This is a genomic window from Massilia alkalitolerans DSM 17462, from assembly GCF_000427785.1.
Classification (GTDB): Bacteria; Pseudomonadota; Gammaproteobacteria; order Burkholderiales; family Burkholderiaceae_D; genus Telluria; species Telluria alkalitolerans.
The window spans coordinates 16655-33247 of record NZ_ATYR01000010.1 but is presented as its reverse complement, the minus strand read 5'-3'; the positions used below and the strand labels follow the sequence as shown (position 1 = coordinate 33247).

The following is a 16593-nucleotide window of genomic DNA, read 5'->3' as shown; positions in this document are numbered from 1 at the left end:
CGTGAATACTGCGTTCAGGAGGATGCCATGACCGAACAATCCCTGAACCTGGCGCGCACGGCCCTGGTGCTGATCGATTTGCAAAACAGCAATGTCAGGCGCGAGCTGGCCCCTTATACCGCCGAGCAGGCCGTCGGCAACTGCGTGCTGCTGGCGCAGGAAATGCGCAACCGCGGCGCGATGATCGTGTACGTGCGGGTACTGGTGAACGAATTGCCGTCGCCGCTGGCCGACGCCCCGATGCGCCCGCCCGGCGCTGCCGCGCCGCCTTACGATGCGTCGGAGCTGGCGCCGATGGCCGACGTGGAGGCGAGCGACATCGTGGTCACCAAGCGCCAGTGGGGCGCCTTCTATGGCACCGAGCTGGACCAGCTGCTGCGGCGGCGCGCGATCGATACCCTGGTGCTGGGCGGGATTGCGACCAACTTCGGCGTCGAATCGACGGCGCGCGCGGCTTTTGATCGCAACTACAAGCTGGTGTTCGCGGAAGATGCGATGACCAGCATGGAAGCCGAGGCGCACCACTTCACCTGCAAGCACATCTTCCCGCGCATGGGGAGGGTCAGGTCGACGCGGGCGCTGATCGACATGCTGCAGGCGGGTACGGGCGACGCCTGACGCGCCGCCGGCTTCGGCTCAACCCTTCTTGTTGATCTCGGCCGTGATCTCGTAGGCCCGCAGGCGCGCCGCGTGGTCGAAGACCTGCGAGGTGATCATCAGCTCGTCCGGCTTGGTGCGCGCGATGAAGCTGCGCAGCTGGCTTTCCACCGTGGCCGGCGAGCCGATCGCGGTGCAGGACAGCACGCTCTCCAGCATCATGCGCTCGGCCGTGCCCAGGCTTTCCAGGTAGCCCGGTACCGGCGGCTGCAGCTTGGTCGGGCGGCCGCTGCGCAGGTTCACGAAGGCCTGCTGCATCGAGGTGGCCAGCACCTGCGCCTCCTCGTCGGTGTCGGCGGCGAACACGTTAAAACCGAGCATCACGTAGGGCTTGTCGAGCTGCTTCGAGGGCCGGAAGGTCGAGCGGTAGATCTCGATGGCCTGCATCATCATCTGCGGCGCGAAGTGCGAGGCGAACGCATAGGGCAGGCCGAGCGCCGCCGCCAGCTGGGCGCCGAACAGGCTGGAGCCGAGGATCCAGACCGGCACGTCCAGGCCTGCGCCCGGCACCGCGCGCACCGAGCGGCGCGGCGAGTCGGCAAAATAATCCATCAGCTCGACGACGTCCTGCGGGAACTCGTCGGCATCCGAGGCCAGGTTGCGGCGCAGGGCGCGTGCGGTAGTGTGGTCCGAGCCGGGCGCACGGCCCAGGCCGAGGTCGATGCGACCCGGATAGAGCGACTCGAGCGTGCCGAACTGCTCGGCGATCACCAGCGGCGAGTGATTCGGCAGCATGATGCCGCCGGCGCCGACGCGGATGGTCCTGGTGCCGGCCGCCACGTGGCCGATCAGCACCGCAGTGGCCGCGCTGGCAATGCCCGGCATGCCATGGTGTTCGGCCAGCCAGAAACGCCCGTAGCCCCAGCGCTCGCCGTGCTGGGCGAGGTCTAGTGAACGGTGGAAAGAAGTTGCTGCATCGCTGCCTTCAACGATGGGCGAAAGGTCGAGAATCGAAAATGGAATCATCCATTTATCATACGCCGATGTGACATTTGGCGTGCGCGGTCGAACAGGAATTGCTGCTCGTAAAGATTGACCCGTGGCGAACCCGTCCTTATGATCGGACCGAACAACCGAGCCACCCCAGCTTCTGCGCCCATGTCCCGACTCCCGACCTTGCCACGCCGCCGCACGCCCCTCCTCACCGCCCTCTGCGTTGCCCTGCTGGGCGCCGGCTGCGCGCAGCTGCCGGGGCAGGGAAGTGCGATGCGGGCTGAAGCGCGGCTGGATGGCACGCGGCTGGCGGAGATCGACCGCGCCATCCTGGACAACATCGCCGCACGCAAGCTTCCGGGCGCCGTGTTCCACCTGGAGCGCGAAGGCGCGGTCTACGAGAAGGCCTACGGCCGTCACACCTATGAGGAAGGCGCCAGCCCGGTCACGCCGGATACCGTGTTCGATGCCGCTTCGCTGAGCAAGGTGCTGTCGACGGCGCCCTCGGTGCTGCTGCTGGCCGAGGAGGGCAAGCTCGACCTCGAAGCGCCGCTGGTGCGCTACTTCCCGGAGTGCGCCAACGGCGGCAAGGAAGCGATCACGGTGCGCCAGCTCCTGACCCATTCGTCCGGGTTGCCGGCGGGCCTGCCCGCCAGGCCGGCATGGGAGGGCAAGGAGGCCTCCCTGGCGCTGGCCTGCACCCAGACGCCGACGCATGTGCCGGGGAGCCTGTTCCGCTACTCGGACATCAATTACGTCCTGCTTGGCCACCTGGTCGAGCGTGTCGCCGGCATGCCGCTGGAACGCTTCGCGCAGCAGCGCATCTTCACGCCGCTCGGCATGGCGGATACCGGCTACCTGCCGCTGGCGCGCACCCCGGCGGCGCGCATCGCGCCGACCCAGCGAGGTCCGGACACGGTGGATGCGTCCTTGCATGCGGACCTGGCGCCGGGCCAGCTGCTGGCCGGCGTGGTGCACGACCCGACCGTGCGGCGCATGGGCGGCGTGGGCGGTTCCGCCGGCGTGTTCTCCACCGCGCGCGACGTGGCGCGCTTCGGCCGCATGCTGGTGGGTGGGGGCGAACTCGATGGCGTGCGCGTGTTGAGCAGGGATAGCGTGCGCCTGTTGACCACCGTGCAGTCGCCGCCCGGGCTGGCCCTGCGCGGCATGGGCATGGACATCGACTCGCCTTATGCGCAGCGCCCGCGCGGCACCGTTTTCCCGGTGGGATCGTATGGGCATACCGGCTTCACCGGCTGCATCCTGTGGGTCGATCCGCATTCGCGCACCTTCTACGTGCTGCTGTCGAACCGCGTCTACCCGGACGACAAGAGCAACGTGCTGGCGCTGTATACCCAGCTGGGCACGCTGTCGGCCCAGGCCGCGGATGTCACGGTCCCGCCCCCGCGTTAAGTAACCCTCGGTATTTTCCGGGAGGCTACCGTGCGCCTCCCCCACATCGGCGTCTCTACACTCGGAACCCTGAATTCAATATCTTATTGATATTGTTGAGCATTTCAGCCCCGAAGACAAATTGAGGAGATCGACCATGAAACTGAATAAGCTACTGAAAGGCCTGCTGGGCGCTTCCGTTGCCGCCGCCATGTTCGGCGCCACCACCGTCCATGCACAATCGTCGGACGGCACCCAGAATACCCGCGGCGCTGGCACCAGCGGAAGCAGCAGCATGAGCGACCAGAGCAGCGGCACCTCGTCGGCAGCGGCCACCACCGACACATCGAAACACAAGCGCAGCAAGAAAGGCGCCCACCACGACAAGAGCGGCACCAGCAGCGCGGGCCAGACCGGCAGCTCGATGAGCGACCAGAGCGGTTCGTCGGGCAGCAGCGGCGCGATGGGCACCAGCAGCTCGGGCAGCATGAACGATAGCCAGAGCGGCTCCAGCAGCTCGGGCGTCGAGGCCGGCCGCACCAGCACCGGCCGTTCGAGCGAGCCGGAAACCCGCAGCTCGACCAGCGGTTCGTCGGGTTCGATGGGCACCAGCGGGTCGTCGAGCTCGAGCGGTTCGATGGGCACCAGCGGCTCCTCGGGTTCGGGCAGCTCGATGGGCACCAGCGGTTCGTCGGGCAGCACCGGCACCACCGGCACCTCGGGTGCGACCGGCACCATGGGCACCAGCGGTTCGACCGGCACCATGGACGCCACCGGCCGCAGCGGCACCACCGGTACCTCGGGTACCACCGGCACCACCGGCTCGGGCAGCACCGGCGGGACGGGCGGCACCACCGGCGGCACCATCGGCGGCGGTACCGGCGCAGCTACCGGCGGGGCGGCCTCCGCCACCAGCGGTTCCAGCACCACCAGCGGCGGCACCGGCGGCGGCACCACCGGCCGCGGCTACTGATCCGCGCAGATTCGCGGAATACGCCTGATGCGGCCCTTGCGGCCGCACGCGACACCAGCCTGCGGGCTGGTGTCGTCGTTTACGCATGCTGTTAACGCACGCTGCGACCCCGTGTGCCGGCACGCGGCGAGCGCGGTGGCGGGGTCTGGTCGGCCAGTTCGACCTTTTCCAACGGTTCGGGCGCCGGTCCGTGCAGCACCTTGCCCTCGATATCGAAGCGCGAGGCGTGGCAGGGGCAGTCCCAGGAACGCTCGGCCGAGTTCCAGTGCACGGCGCAGCCGAGGTGGGTGCATTTGGCCGACACCGCATGCAGGCCGCCCTGGGCGTCGCGGTAGACCGCGATCTTGCGCAGGCCGTCGCGCACCACCGCGCCTTCGCCGGCGGCGATTTCCTGGACCGAGTCGACGTCGCCACCGGTCAGCCATTCGCCGTAGCGCGCCATGGTATTGGCCTGCTCGTGCGCGAAGTCGGTGAGGCCGTGCACCGGCTTGCGCGAGGGATCGTAGAGCGCCGTCCACGGATTCTCGCGGCCGCCGATCAGGTCGGTGACGAGCATGGCGCCGATGGTGCAGTGGGTCATGCCGTTGCCGGAGTCGCCCGTGATCAGGTAGACGTTGTCGTCGTCCATCGGGTTGCGGCCGAGGTAGGCCAGGCCATCGGACGGCTCCATCACCTCGCCCGACCAGCGGTAGGCGACCGCCCCCGCCATCGGGAAGTGCTCACGGGTCCAGCGTTCGATGTCGTCGTAGCGGTGCTCGGGATGGTCGTCCTGGCCGGTCTTGTGGTCGGCGCCGCCGACCACCAGGATGTCGTGGTCCGCCGCCGCATCCGGGGTTTCCAGGCGCACGTAGTAGTACGGGTCGCCGGTATCCCACAGCAGGATGCGCGGCAGCGCGCCGCGCGGCACCCGCATGCCGACCACGTAGGTGCGGTAGCCGGCCTGCTTGGTGTGCATCACCACGCGGTCATTGAAGGGCGTGTGGGTGGCCAGCACCACGTGGCGGGCGCGGATCTCGCCGTGGTCGGTGGAGACGGTCTGCTGCTCCTGGTCGCCGCGCACGCGGTGCGCGTGGGTGGAACCGTAGATCTGGCCGCCGAGGCGCTCGATGGCCCGCGCCAGGCCGGCCAGGTATTTGAGCGGGTGGAACTGGGCCTGGTTGGCGTAGCGCACGGCGGGGCCGGTATCGAAAGGCAGGCCGGGCACGCCGGGCAGGAATTCCGTCGCCACGCCGGCGCGCCGGGCGCTCTGGTATTCCTTCTCGAGGTCCTTGAAGCCGTTGCCGGGCAGGGAGTACAGGTAGCCGTCGAGGCGCTCGAATGCGCAGTCGATGTTTTCCTGTGCCGCAATCGATTCGACCAGGTCGATGGCGCGGGCATGGCTGTCCGCCACCAGGCGCGCATTGGCGGCGCCGAACTTGTCTTCGATGTAGGTGTACCACTCGTCCGGCGGGAACAGGTGGGCCGTGGTGCGCCCGGTCTCGCCGGCGCCGATGCCGAGGGCATCGATCACCGCGACGCTGCGGCCCTCCCTGGCGAGCAGGTAGGCGGTGGTGAGGCCGGCGATGCCGGCGCCGATCACGCAGACCTCGGTATCGAGGTCACCGGACACGGGAGAGCAGGCCGGGACATCGGCGGTGTCGAGCCAGACCGATACCGAAGCGCCGTTGGTGGAAGCAGTCATGTCGCATCCTTTCTGTGCACGTCATCGAACCTGGAGGACAGTCTACTGTGCGCTGAAGAAGGCGGGAGCACGATGCGGGCGGCACCGTGCGAACTATTAGGTTTCCTTATTTTTATCAGTCATATATAGGGCTTTCTTCTAAATCGCTCAGCCGCCGAAGGGCTGGAAAGCCACTCCGTTGGCGATCAGCTCGGCCACCGCCGCGCGGTTCTCGGCGCTCTCGCTGAACTGGGCCAGCAGCGATGGCACATCGACCAGTTTCCTGTCGAGGGCATTGAGCCAGAACTCGTAACCGGCCTGCTCCGGATCGCGGTCGAGGATGTTGCGGTACAGCCTGGTGACCAGTTCGGCATTGCTCGGCGCGGCGCCGTACAGCATGACGAATTCCTGCGAGCGCACGAAGTTGTCGGCAATCTCGGCCAGGCTGCTGCCGCGGTCCATCGCCGCGATCCAGAATCCCAGTCCTCCTTCGTCGGCCGCACGGTCGAAGGCGGCGCGGTAGATGCGGTAGGCCTGGCCGGCGATGCCGTCCGGGCCGGTGTCGAGGGCGAGGGCGCCGTCGGCGAACACCAGGCGCTCGATGCCGAGCAGGTGGTCGGTGCCTTCGTTGGAGCCGGGGCGCAGGTCGGACACGACCGTCTTCTGCGGGTCCTGCGCCTGGCGCTCCACCTTGTACTGGCTGCGCGTTCCGCTGAACAGCGCGGCATCGATGCCGGCTCCGCCATCGAGCAGGTCGTGGCCGGCGCCGCCGGTCAGCACATCGTTGCCTTCGCCGCCATGCAGCTTGTCGTCGAGCTGGCTGCCGGAAAGCACGTCGCCCATGGTGGTGCCGGTCAGGACCACGCCGGGCGAGCCGCTGCCGGGACCGATGCCGATCGGCGGCTGGATCACCGGTGGTTGAACGACCGGAGGCTGAACGATCGGCGGCTGAACGACCGGCGGCTGAACGATCGGCGGCTGAACCACGGGAGGGGGACCGGCGGGGACCGTGCCATTCGTGAAATTCGCGCCCGTCAGGTCTTCCAGGCGCGTGTTCTCGAGCACGACCTGGGTCATCCAGGATCGCGCACCGAGCGCGCCATCCGGGTCGACCTGGAACAGGACGCGGCTGCCGTCCTGCACCAGGCGCGGGCCGACCGAGGTGCCGTCGCCGCTGGGGTAGGCAAAGGAGTTCGCATCCAGTACGTCGCCGCCGGCGCCGGCCTGGAAATCGGTGATCGTGAGCAGGGGCATGGTGCCGCCGCCGCCGAATCCGTAGGTGTCGCTACCGGCGCCGCCGCTGACCCGCAGTTCGCGCGCCTCCCCCATGAAGCTGCGGAAGCTCAGGCGGTCGTTGCCGTCGCCCAGCTCCACCAGCAGCGGCGCCCTCCCGGCCGGGCCACCCTTGTCGTCGACCAGCACCTCGTCGTCGCCGGCGCCGCCCAGCACCAGCTTGACCGAGCCGCCCACGTGGAGGCGGTCGTTGCCGTCGCCGCCGTCGAGGGTGGTCCCGGCCGGCCGCTCGCCCGGCGCGCCCTCGCTGCTCAGGACGTCGTCGCCGGCGCCGCCGTGCAGGACATCGTCGCCGTACCTGTCGGTGAGGGTGTCGTTGCCCGCGCCGCCTTCGAGCAGGTCGTTGCCGTCGCCACCGTCCAGCGTATCGTTGCCATCGCCCCCGAACAGCTTGTCGTCGCCGCCGCTGCCGTACAGCCTGTCGTTGCCGGCGCGGCCTTCGAGCATGTCGTTCAACTCGGCGCCGGACAGGTCGTCGTCGTCGCTGGTGCCGAGCAGGGTCTTGCCGATCGGGGCATTGCCGCCATGGGCGCCGCCGGCCGGATCGAATCCGCCCACGAAGCTGGCCTTGGTGAGCGAACCGAGCGAAGTATTCGCAAGTGTCAGGAGCCGGAATGCCGGATTGCTGCCTGCGGCGCCGTCCTGGTCGATGTAGATGCCGACGTCGGCGCCTTCCTGCACGGCTTTCCAGTAGCCGCCGGCCCCGAAGGGATTCTCGGTGCTCCCGTAGGGCAGGAATTCCTGCACGTCGAGCTGGTCGGTCGCGCCGAAATCGAGAATGCTGAAATTCCGGACATAGGCAGTGCGGCCGACATGGATGATGTCGGCGCCTTCGCCGCCCTTGACGATCACATTGGCGACCCGGCCCGCCGCCACGATGGAGATGCGGTCGTCGCCGGCGCCGCCGGACAGGGTGATGGTGGCGCTCTGCGGGGCTTCGGTATGCTGCATCAGGAGCAGGCTGTCGTCGCCGTCGCCGCCGTCCAGGCGGTCGTTGCCGCCGGCGTAGCTGCGCAGGCGGTCCTTGCCGGCGCCCCCCTCGAGCACGCTGGAGCCCCAGTAGCTGGCGTTCAGCTCGTCGTCGCCATTGCCGCCCCGCAGCGTGTCGTCGCCGACGTCGCCATTGAGCGTGTCGTTGCCGTCGCCGCCTTCCAGCAGGTCGTTGCCGTAGCTGCCGTTCAGGACGTCGTTGCCCGCGAGGCCGATCAGCGTGTCGTCGAGCGACATCCCGTCCAGGGTGTCCGGCCCTTCCGTGCCGGTGAGCGTGATGCCGGTCGTGCCGCCCTTGGGATCGAAGCCGCCGACGAAGTTCGCCGCCAGCACCTGCGCGGGCGCGACGCCGGCCAGCGTCAGCATCGTCACATAGGTTCCGCCGCCGGGGAGGCGCAGCTGCAGCAGGGTGTCGGCGCCGGACGCGAGCAGGCGCATGGCGCCGCCATCGAAGGGGTTGCTGCCCTCGTGGTTGCCGATGTCGATCAGGTCGCCGCCGGCGCCCGTTGCGAAATCCGTGATGGTGACGTCGGGAAGGGCCTGGATGACGGCCATGCCGAAACCGGGGACGTAGGTGTCGGTGCCGGCGCCGCCGGAGATCGTCGTCTTGCCGGCCAGTGGGCTGTACAGGCCAAGGTGAAACAGGTCATTGCCGTCGCCGCCGCTGGCCTGGGTCAGGCCGCCGGGCTCCGCGCCCAGGTTCAGGCGGATGACGTCGTCGCCGGCGCCGCCCTCGTAGGTGCTGCCGCCGTTGCCCACGAGCGTGTCGCGGCCGTCGCCGCCACGCAGGATGTTGGCGCCGGCGTGGTCCACCAGCTCATCGTCTCCGCCGCCGCCGTCGAGCAGGTCGTCCCCGTCGTTTCCTTTCAGGCTGTCGTTGCCGTCCTCGCCGTACAGCTCGTCGTTGCCGGTACCGCCGTCGAGCAGGTCGTTGCCGCCGCCGCCCCACAGCTTGTCGTGGCCGGCGCCGCCATTGAGCCGGTCCATGCCGGCATCGGCGCCGCCACGCAGCTGGTCGTCGCCGCCATGTCCGTTGATCGTGTCGGCGCCCGCGCCGCCGTCGATGGTGTTGGCCAGGTCGCTGCCGTCGAGGGTCTCGTTGCCGGCGGTGCCGGTGAGGTTCAGCGCCACCGGACTCAGGCCGGACAGGAAGCGCAGGTCATGGTAGAAGCCGCCAAAAGCAGGGTTGCCCGACAGGTCGGTAATGGCGCCGGCGCTGAAGTACACCGAGTACGAGGTCGCATGGTCCAGCGGCTGCGGCAGCCGGACCGTGAGGGTCGCGTCCGAGATGCTGATGGCGGGATTGTCCGCCAGCGCCAGCGTGAGCCCGGACATGGTGCCGGTATAGACGCGGATGCTGGCGTTCGGCCCCGGCTTGATGGCTTCGCTGAAGGTGAACACCAGCGGGGCGTCTGCCGCCTGGCCGTCGCGCGGCCGCTCGACCAGCGTGGGTGCGGTGGTGTCGGTCGTATCGGCGCTGCTGCCCGACATCGTTCCTGTCTGAAGGAGTGGAGACGGGCGGGCAAATGGGCGCATGGCTCAAAAGGTCAATGTGAAGCGGTAAATATGGATGAGTTGACAGTTGATGTCCATTCCGTATGCATAAGCCCTGCGACCGGATAGGCTTCCGTTGTTTCCCCGGTTTGTTATGCTAGCGGCTTCGCCGGGCGGCGCCGTGCTGCCCGGCCACCATGCAATCAAGGAGCAGAACGATGGTCTCGCTGCAGGAGCAGTTGCTGAAAGCCGGTCTGGTGGACAAGAAGAAGGTCCAGAAGGTCAACCAGGACAAGAGCAAGCAGAAAAAGATCGAGCGCCGTACCGGCACCGAGTCGGTCAACGAAGCGCGCGAGGCGGCGCTGGAAATGCAGCGCAAGAATGCCGAGCGGGCGCGCGAGCTGAATGCGCAACGCGACGCCGAGGCCGCGCAGAAGGCGGTGAAGGCGCAGATCGCCCAGCTGGTAGAGCAGAACCGCCAGCCGCGCGCCAAGAACGGCAAGGGCGACATCGTCTACAACTTCACGCACGGCAGCAAGATCGAGCGCATCTACGTCTCCGAACAGGTACGGCAGCACCTGGTGGCGGGCCGGCTGGTGATCGTATTCCTGAAGGGGAACTACGAACTGGTGCCGAAGGTGATCGGCGAAAAGATCGCCGAGCGCGACCCGGGCAGCGTCATCCAGGTCAAGCAGGCCGCTGCCCAGGTCGAGGAGGACGATCCCTATGCGGACTTCAAGATCCCGGACGACTTCACCTGGTAAGCGTCGTGAATCGCTATTGAACAGCTATATTTGACGATTTTGAGTTAAACTGGCAACGTCTCGTATTTGTAGCGGGATACTCATCAGATCACTGTTCAACGGCGGGTCATATGAACGACAGAATGCATCAAGAGCGGGGCGAGGGCCGCGAAGTCACCTATCGCAGCGGGGTTGCGGCGCGCCTGGCGGGCTTGCCCGTGGAGACGCTGCGCGTCTGGGAACGGCGCTATGCGCTGTCGGATACCCAGCGTTCGGCGCATGGCCAGCGCCTCTACACGGCCGAGCAGGTAAGGCGCCTTGGCCTGCTGAAGCAGTTGGTCGACCTGGGACACCCGATCGGCGTCCTGACCGGGCTGCCGGTCGAGCGGCTGGAAGAGATGATCGCCCCCAACGCGGCGCGTGCGGCCGAAGTCAGCGGGCCGATGCGCACGCTGGTGGTCGGCGAGAGCCTGGTGCGCCGCATCGCCGCCAGCGGCCGCGACGGACGCGCGCTGCAGGTGCAGCGCCACTGCGCCCGGCTCGACCAGGTGCCCTCGCTGGGAGACGGCATGGCGCTGGACGTGCTGCTGATCGAAGCCTCGGAACTCGACGAAGCCTCGGTGGCGCAGGTGGCGGCGGCACGCGACATCACCCGTCCGCAAGCGACCGTGGTGCTGTACCGCTTCTGCGGCAGCGCCACCATCCGCGCGCTGCGCTTCCAGGGCTGCCTGGTGGCGCGCGTGCCGGCCGAGATCGGCGAGCTGGTGCTGCTGTGCCGTTCGGCGCTGGCGGGGCAGGGCCTGCCCGCAGCCGAGCCGGCGGGCGAACGGGTGGCGCCGCGCCGCTTCGACGACCAGGCGCTGGCGGCCATTACGGCAGCCGGCAACCGCCTGTCCTGCGAATGCCCGCGCCACCTGTCGGACATCCTGATGATGGTCGGCAGCTTCGAGCGCTACAGCGCGCAATGCGCCGCGCGCAACCAGGAAGACGCGCGCCTGCACCGCGAACTCGAGCTGGCCTCGGGCCGCGCCCGCATGGTGCTGGAAGCGGCGATGGAAAGGCTGGCGCTGGCGGAAGGGCTGCCCATGCCAGGCAGGCAGGCCTGAGCCAGCTGCACAGCCCCACCATTCAAAGGAGCCCAGCATGGCAGACGCGTTCAAGGCCGGCGACAAGGTGCAATGGCAATCGTCGCAAGGGACGGTGCACGGCACCGTCAAGAAGAAGCTGACATCCCCCACCGAGATCAAGGGGCACCACGTGGCCGCCTCGCGCGAGCATCCCGAATACCTGGTCGTCAGCGACAAGACCGGCGCCGAGGCGGCGCACAAGGCGGACGCGCTCAAGAAGGCTTGAAGCCCGGGCGGCAGGTCCGGCAGAAATGGACGGGGCGGCTATAATCGTCCTTTTCCTGTCCTGTTCGATGACGATCGATTGGTTCTCGCCGGCGCAGTGCGTCGGCTACGCTGCGTTCGCCCTCGGCGTCGCTTCCTTCCTGCAGAGGAACGACCGCCGCTTCAAGATCTTCATGGCGGCCGAATGTCTCGCCTATATCGTCCATTTCGCGCTGCTCGGCAGGCCGACGGCGGTCGCCAGTTCGACCATGTCGCTGCTGCGCTCGGTGCTCTCGCTGTACACGCGCTCGATCTGGGTGGCCCTGTTCGTCGTCGCCGCCAACCTGGCCCTGGGCCTGGCGCTGGCCACGCGCCCCAGCGACTGGCTGCCGCTGGGGGCCTCCTGCATCGGCACCCTGGCGCTGTTCCTGCTGGAAGGCGTGCGCATGCGCCTGGCGATGCTGTGCGGGACCGTGCTGTGGATCGTGAACAACGTGATCGCCGGTTCGGTCGGCGGCACGGCGCTGGAAGTGGTGATCGCCGCGGTGAACATCATGACGATCCGGCGCATGCTGCGCGAGGCGCAGGCAGTGCCGGAGGCCTGAACGATTGGCCGCCGTTCAGTGCGACGGCGAGCTGCTTGCGCCGGCGCTGCCCATTTGACCACGCATGGGAAGCTGTTCGGGCGGCGTGCCGTCCTTGAACAACTGGCGCAATTGCTGGCGCAGCTCGGGCGTATCGCTGTGGTGGTGCACCGACACCGCGTGTTGCACCGCGGCCTGCAACAGCTCGTCCTCGCTGTCGGCCGAGATGGCGACCGAACAATGCATGTCGCTCGGGAGCTCCCGGCAATCGATGAATTTGCGTGTCATGATCGACTCCTGTCGTAAAAATGAGCGCGTTCAGGCGGCAGCGCTCGCGGCCGGACGGATATTCTGGTTGGCGCGGAACACATTGTCGGGGTCGTATTTCTGCTTGATCTCGGCCAGCCGCTGGTAGTTGGCGCCGTAGGCGTCGGGCGTGCGCTCGCTCTCGTCCTGCGGCATGAAATTCACGTAGACGCCCCCGCTTGCGTAGGGCGCGGCATCCCTGAAGAAATCGCGGGCCCAGGCAATGCAGTGCGCGTCGTCGGCCGGATCGTCCCAGCGGGTGTGCACGTTCATCACATACAGCGCGTCCCGGTGCGGATAGGCCATCGCTTGCGGCGGTGGCGCCGATGCCTGCGCGCCCAGCAATCCGAGGAAGATCTCGCACTGCGGCGTCGGCAAATTGCCGGCATAGCGCATGACCACGTCGATGGCCTCATCGCTCAGCCGGGCAAAATTATGCGATTTCCAGTAGTTGCGCGCACCCGGCGTCAGCAAGGGGTCGAAGATCTGCTGCCAGGCCGCGTAAGGCATGGGACCGACGTGCATGCCCAGCGCTTCGCCGAAATGGCTGATGCGCTCGATGGCCGCATCCACCGATGCGCCGCGCGACGGCGAGAACACCGGCAGCACCAGCACGTCCTGGCCGTGCGCCTCGGTCGGCAGGAAGGGCAGCGGGGGCGCCTTGCGCAGCACCGCCCATACCGTCATGTCGGCGGGCATGGCATCGACGGCGTCGCGGTATTGCATCAGGATCGCCCTGGCCTGGGCGGACGGGAACACGATCAGCCCGGCCGTGATCTCAGGCCCCACCGGGTGCAGCCCGAATTCGAAGCGCGTGACCACGCCGAAGTTGCCGCCGCCTCCACGAATGGCCCAGAACAGGTCCGGGTACTCGCTCTCGCTCACGTGCAGGCGCTGCGCGTCGGCCGTGACCATCTCGGCCGACAGCAGGTTGTCGGCCGCCAGGCCCAGCGTGCGGCTGAGCCAGCCGAAGCCCCCGCCCAGCGTCAGCCCGGCCACCCCGGTGGTGGAATTGATTCCCAAAGGCGTGGCCAGCCCATAGGACTGGGCTTCGTGGTCGAAATCGCGCAGGCTGGCCCCGCCTTCCACCCAGGCGCGGCGCTGCCTGGCGTCGACCTGGACCGAGCGCATGGCGGACAGGTCGATCACCAGTCCGTCCTCGCACAGGGCGCTGCCGGCGATGTTGTGCCCGCCGCCGCGCACGGCGAGGGGAAGCCCGTGGTCACGCGCGTACACCAGTGCGGCGCGGACATCCGCCGTGCCGGCGCAGCGCACGATGATGGCCGGATGCCGGTCGATCATCGCGTTCCAGACCGTGCGGGCGGCGTCGTAACCCGCGTCGCCCGCTTGCAGGATGTCTCCTCGAATCGCACCCTTCAGCTCATTGAATTGCCCATTCGTCAGCGTATTCATCGTACCTCCCGGACGCTCGGTTGAAAGCCCTCCATTCATGATAGGAAGGCGGGGCGGGCTGACGCAAGCAGAGCAGGCCAGCTTATGTGCGCGGCCCCAGGACCACCAGCGCGATGCCGCCGATGATCGCGATCGATGCGGACAGCAGCCGCAGCGTGAGCGGCTCGTCCAGGAAGATGACGCCGCCCAGGGCGGCAATCACGGGAACGCTCAGTTGCACTACCGCCGCGCTGGTCGACTTCAGGAAGGGCAGCGCCGTGTACCAGATCGCGTAGCCGACGCCCGATGTCAGCGCGCCGGACAGGACGGCATACCAGCCTCCCGCCGAGTCGAACGCGGCCTCGCCCAGCAGCACGAGGCTCAGCGCCAGCGCCATCGGTACGGCAAGCAGGAAGTTCCCCGCGGTGACCTGGAGGGCGTCGCCCGCGCCCTTGCCGCGCACCGAATAGATGCCCCAGGCCGCGCCGGCGCCCAGCATCAGCAGGGCGCTTGCCAGCGGGGGCGCGGACAGGCCGGGCAGCAGCAGGCCGACCAGGCCGGCGCCGGCAAGCAGCAAACCGGCCAGCTGCGCCGGACGCAGGCGCTCGCCCGACCACAGCCCGTAAGCGATCATCGTCGTCTGCACGGCGCCGAACAGGATCAGCGCGCCGGCCGCGGCGGGCAAGTGAAGGTAGGCGAAGGAAAAGCCGGCTGCGTAGGCGAACAGGGCCAGTGCGGACAGCAAGCTGCCCTTGCCCGCCCTGGCGCCGCCGCGCAGCCTGACCAGCACCCAGAGCATGAGCGCGCCCGACAGCAGGCGCACGGTCGTGAAACTGGCGGCATCGATATGCGAGCGGGATAGGGCGGCCCGGCACAGCAGGGAGTTGCCCGCGAACGCGGCCAGTGCCAGTACCGTCAGGACGACGACGCGCGCATGCGACATGGAAGGGCTCCTGCTGTGGAGTGGTTATACTGACCCAACGCGGGTCGACAAGCAAGGCATGTGGCGCCGATGCTGGCCCAGCTGGATTGTCCAGTGGTAAGCTATTCATGTTGTCACTTCCCACCTGAAGGAATCCTATGAAACCGCTGTTCTCCTCCGACGAAGAAGCGAACGCAGCATCCACCACGCCCGCGGCGCCCGCGCCCACGCTGGCGCCCTTGCTGGATCCTGCGCCCATGCCGGACGCGCTGCCGGCATTGCGTCCGGAGGCGAGCGCGGCCCCCATCGTTCGGGTCGATATCTCCGGAATCGACGACAAGGCCATCGAGGCCCTGGGCGGTTCCACCGGCGCGGGCGTGGCGAAGGTCTCGGCCAAGCTGCTCGGCACCGTGCGTGCATCGGATGCCGATGTGTTCGGTACGCAGCTGAACGAACTGATCGCGACCTCCAAGGGCCTCGACCCGGCCAAGCTGCGTTCCGGCGGCCTGCTGTCGCGTGTCACGAACATGTTCGGCTCGGTCAAGGAAAAGATGCTGTCGCAGTACCAGGTGGTCGAATCGCGCATGGACACCCTGGTCACGGAAATGACGCGGCATGCCAACGTGCACCGGGCGCGGATCCAGGATTTCGATGAGATGTACAAGGGCCTGGAACTGTACTACCAGGGCCTGGATGCCGACGTGAAGAAGGGCGAGGAATGGGCCTCGCGCCTGCGCCAGGCGGTCGCGCAGCAGGCCGCGCCGGCCAATGCCTTCGAGGCGCAGCAGGCTACCGAGCTCAAGCGTCGTCTGGAGCGCCTCGAAAAGCGCATCGACGACCTGAAGCGCGCCATGCTGATGGCCACGCAGATGGTGCCGCAGATCCGCCTGTCGCAAGACAATGCCCGCGCACTGACGGACACCTTCACGGACATCGTCAACGTCTCGATTCCGGCCTGGCGCAACGTGTTCTCGCTCTACCTGCTGCAACTGGAGGCCAAACAGAGCGCCGCGGTCGCCAACGCCGCGTACGACGCCACCGACGCAGCCTTCCGTGCCCAGGCCGACATGCTGCTGGAAAATACCGAGACCGTGGCCCGCGCCAAGCAGCGCTCGCTGGTCAGCCTGGAAACCGCCCAGCACGTCCAGACCCAGCTGGTGACCGCCTTCGACAAGCTCGAGCAGATCTCGAACGAAGGCCAGCAGCGTCGCCAGGCCGAGCTGCCGAAGCTGCAGGAACTGGAGCGCGAGCTGATCGCGCGCTTTTCGCCAGGCGGCGCTTGAATATCATGTTCACCCTATAAGGAAAAGGAAAGTCCATGTCGACGACGCTCCACACTGGCCACCGCATCAACCTCGAAAAAACCGCGCCGGGCTTGAAGCGCGTGCGCATCGGCCTCGGATGGAAGGTCAATGCGGTCGAGGGCCAGCCATTCGACCTCGACTCGTCGGTATTCCTGTGCAGGCGGGATGCGAGCGACCATCCGGTCATGATCAGCAACGCCCACTTCGTGTACTACAACCACACCACCTCGCCGGACGGCGCCGTGGTGCACTCGGGCGACAACCGGACCGGCGACAAGGATGGCGACGACGAGGTCATCACCGTCGACCTGGGCAAGGTCGAGGCGGAAGTGGTGGAGATGCCGATCGTCGTGACCATCCACGATGCTGACGTACGCAAGCAGACCTTCGGCATGGTCATGGATGCCTACGTCAAGGTGTACAACGACGAGACCAACGAGGTGATCGCGGAATACGACCTGGACGAGGATTATTCGGACAAGACCGCGCTGCAGTTCGGCTCGCTGTACCGCAAGGATGGCGAATGGCGCTTCCAGGCCGTCGGCGCCGGCTTCAAGCTGAACCTGGCGACCTTCATCCGCAAGCTCGGCGGCACCGTCTGAGGAGCACGCGCTCCTGC

The 16593-nt window shown here is 67.7% G+C and carries 15 protein-coding genes; 9 read left to right on the top strand and 6 right to left on the bottom strand.

Going from position 1 to position 16593, the window contains the following annotated elements:
• Positions 1 to 27: 27 nt before the first annotated feature.
• Positions 28 to 618 (top strand): isochorismatase family protein, encoded by a 591-nt coding sequence (locus YWC_RS0112105; RefSeq protein WP_027865610.1) that lies wholly within the window; start codon positions 28 to 30, stop codon positions 616 to 618.
• An 18-nt stretch (positions 619 to 636) separates the two neighbouring features.
• Here the strand turns inward: YWC_RS0112105 and YWC_RS0112100 are convergent, their stop codons facing one another.
• Positions 637 to 1623 (bottom strand): LLM class flavin-dependent oxidoreductase, encoded by a 987-nt coding sequence (locus YWC_RS0112100; RefSeq protein ID WP_027865609.1) that lies wholly within the window; start codon positions 1621 to 1623, stop codon positions 637 to 639.
• Positions 1624 to 1755: 132 nt separating this feature from the next.
• On the opposite strand from YWC_RS0112100, the gene YWC_RS0112095 reads away from it, so the two are divergent.
• Both YWC_RS0112095 and YWC_RS29170 read left to right on the top strand, forming a co-directional pair.
• On the top strand, positions 1756 to 3003 hold the full coding sequence (locus YWC_RS0112095; protein WP_229413086.1) for a serine hydrolase domain-containing protein: 1248 nt from the start codon (positions 1756 to 1758) through the stop codon (positions 3001 to 3003).
• Positions 3004 to 3139: 136 nt separating this feature from the next.
• Positions 3140 to 3955, top strand: coding sequence for a hypothetical protein (locus YWC_RS29170; RefSeq protein ID WP_169728114.1), 816 nt, complete (start codon positions 3140 to 3142; stop codon positions 3953 to 3955).
• Positions 3956 to 4046: 91 nt separating this feature from the next.
• On the opposite strand, the gene YWC_RS0112085 is transcribed toward YWC_RS29170, so the two are convergent.
• Together YWC_RS0112085 and YWC_RS33755 are read right to left on the bottom strand one after the other, a co-directional pair.
• Complete coding sequence (locus YWC_RS0112085; RefSeq protein WP_027865607.1) at positions 4047 to 5636, bottom strand: FAD-dependent oxidoreductase; 1590 nt, start codon at positions 5634 to 5636, stop codon at positions 4047 to 4049.
• Between the two features lie 147 nt (positions 5637 to 5783).
• The gene (locus YWC_RS33755; RefSeq protein ID WP_027865606.1) at positions 5784 to 9389 is read right to left on the bottom strand and encodes a DUF4214 domain-containing protein; all 3606 of its coding nucleotides are present in this window, start codon (positions 9387 to 9389) and stop codon (positions 5784 to 5786) included.
• Positions 9390 to 9610: 221 nt separating this feature from the next.
• On the opposite strand from YWC_RS33755, the gene YWC_RS0112075 reads away from it, so the two are divergent.
• The 4 genes from YWC_RS0112075 to YWC_RS0112060 all read left to right on the top strand — a co-directional run bounded on the left by YWC_RS0112075 (position 9611) and on the right by YWC_RS0112060 (position 12071).
• Positions 9611 to 10156 (top strand): DUF2058 domain-containing protein, encoded by a 546-nt coding sequence (locus tag YWC_RS0112075; protein WP_027865605.1) that lies wholly within the window; start codon positions 9611 to 9613, stop codon positions 10154 to 10156.
• A 122-nt stretch (positions 10157 to 10278) separates the two neighbouring features.
• Entirely contained in the window at positions 10279 to 11241 is a 963-nt protein-coding gene (locus YWC_RS0112070; RefSeq protein ID WP_229413085.1) for a MerR family transcriptional regulator, read from the top strand.
• 37 nt (positions 11242 to 11278) lie between these two features.
• The gene (locus tag YWC_RS0112065) at positions 11279 to 11488 is read left to right on the top strand and encodes a hypervirulence associated TUDOR domain-containing protein (protein ID WP_027865603.1); all 210 of its coding nucleotides are present in this window, start codon (positions 11279 to 11281) and stop codon (positions 11486 to 11488) included.
• Between the two features lie 67 nt (positions 11489 to 11555).
• Entirely contained in the window at positions 11556 to 12071 is a 516-nt protein-coding gene (locus YWC_RS0112060) for a YgjV family protein (protein ID WP_036214187.1), read from the top strand.
• A gap of 15 nt (positions 12072 to 12086) precedes the next feature.
• On the opposite strand, the gene YWC_RS29165 is transcribed toward YWC_RS0112060, so the two are convergent.
• The 3 genes from YWC_RS29165 to YWC_RS0112045 all read right to left on the bottom strand — a co-directional run bounded on the left by YWC_RS29165 (position 12087) and on the right by YWC_RS0112045 (position 14691).
• Positions 12087 to 12338, bottom strand: a complete 252-nt coding sequence (locus YWC_RS29165) for a DUF1059 domain-containing protein (RefSeq protein ID WP_036214185.1) — start codon at positions 12336 to 12338, stop codon at positions 12087 to 12089.
• A gap of 30 nt (positions 12339 to 12368) precedes the next feature.
• Complete coding sequence (locus tag YWC_RS0112050) at positions 12369 to 13769, bottom strand: FAD-binding oxidoreductase (protein ID WP_027865601.1); 1401 nt, start codon at positions 13767 to 13769, stop codon at positions 12369 to 12371.
• Positions 13770 to 13851: 82 nt separating this feature from the next.
• The gene (locus tag YWC_RS0112045) at positions 13852 to 14691 is read right to left on the bottom strand and encodes a DMT family transporter (RefSeq protein ID WP_027865600.1); all 840 of its coding nucleotides are present in this window, start codon (positions 14689 to 14691) and stop codon (positions 13852 to 13854) included.
• Between the two features lie 137 nt (positions 14692 to 14828).
• Between YWC_RS0112045 and YWC_RS0112040 the strand changes: the two genes are divergently transcribed.
• Positions 14829 to 15953, top strand: a complete 1125-nt coding sequence (locus YWC_RS0112040) for a toxic anion resistance protein (protein WP_027865599.1) — start codon at positions 14829 to 14831, stop codon at positions 15951 to 15953.
• A 35-nt stretch (positions 15954 to 15988) separates the two neighbouring features.
• Positions 15989 to 16576 carry a TerD family protein gene (locus YWC_RS0112035; RefSeq protein ID WP_027865598.1) on the top strand — a complete coding sequence of 196 codons (588 nt, stop codon included), beginning with the start codon at positions 15989 to 15991 and terminating at the stop codon, positions 16574 to 16576.
• The last annotated feature ends 17 nt before the right edge of the window (positions 16577 to 16593 follow it).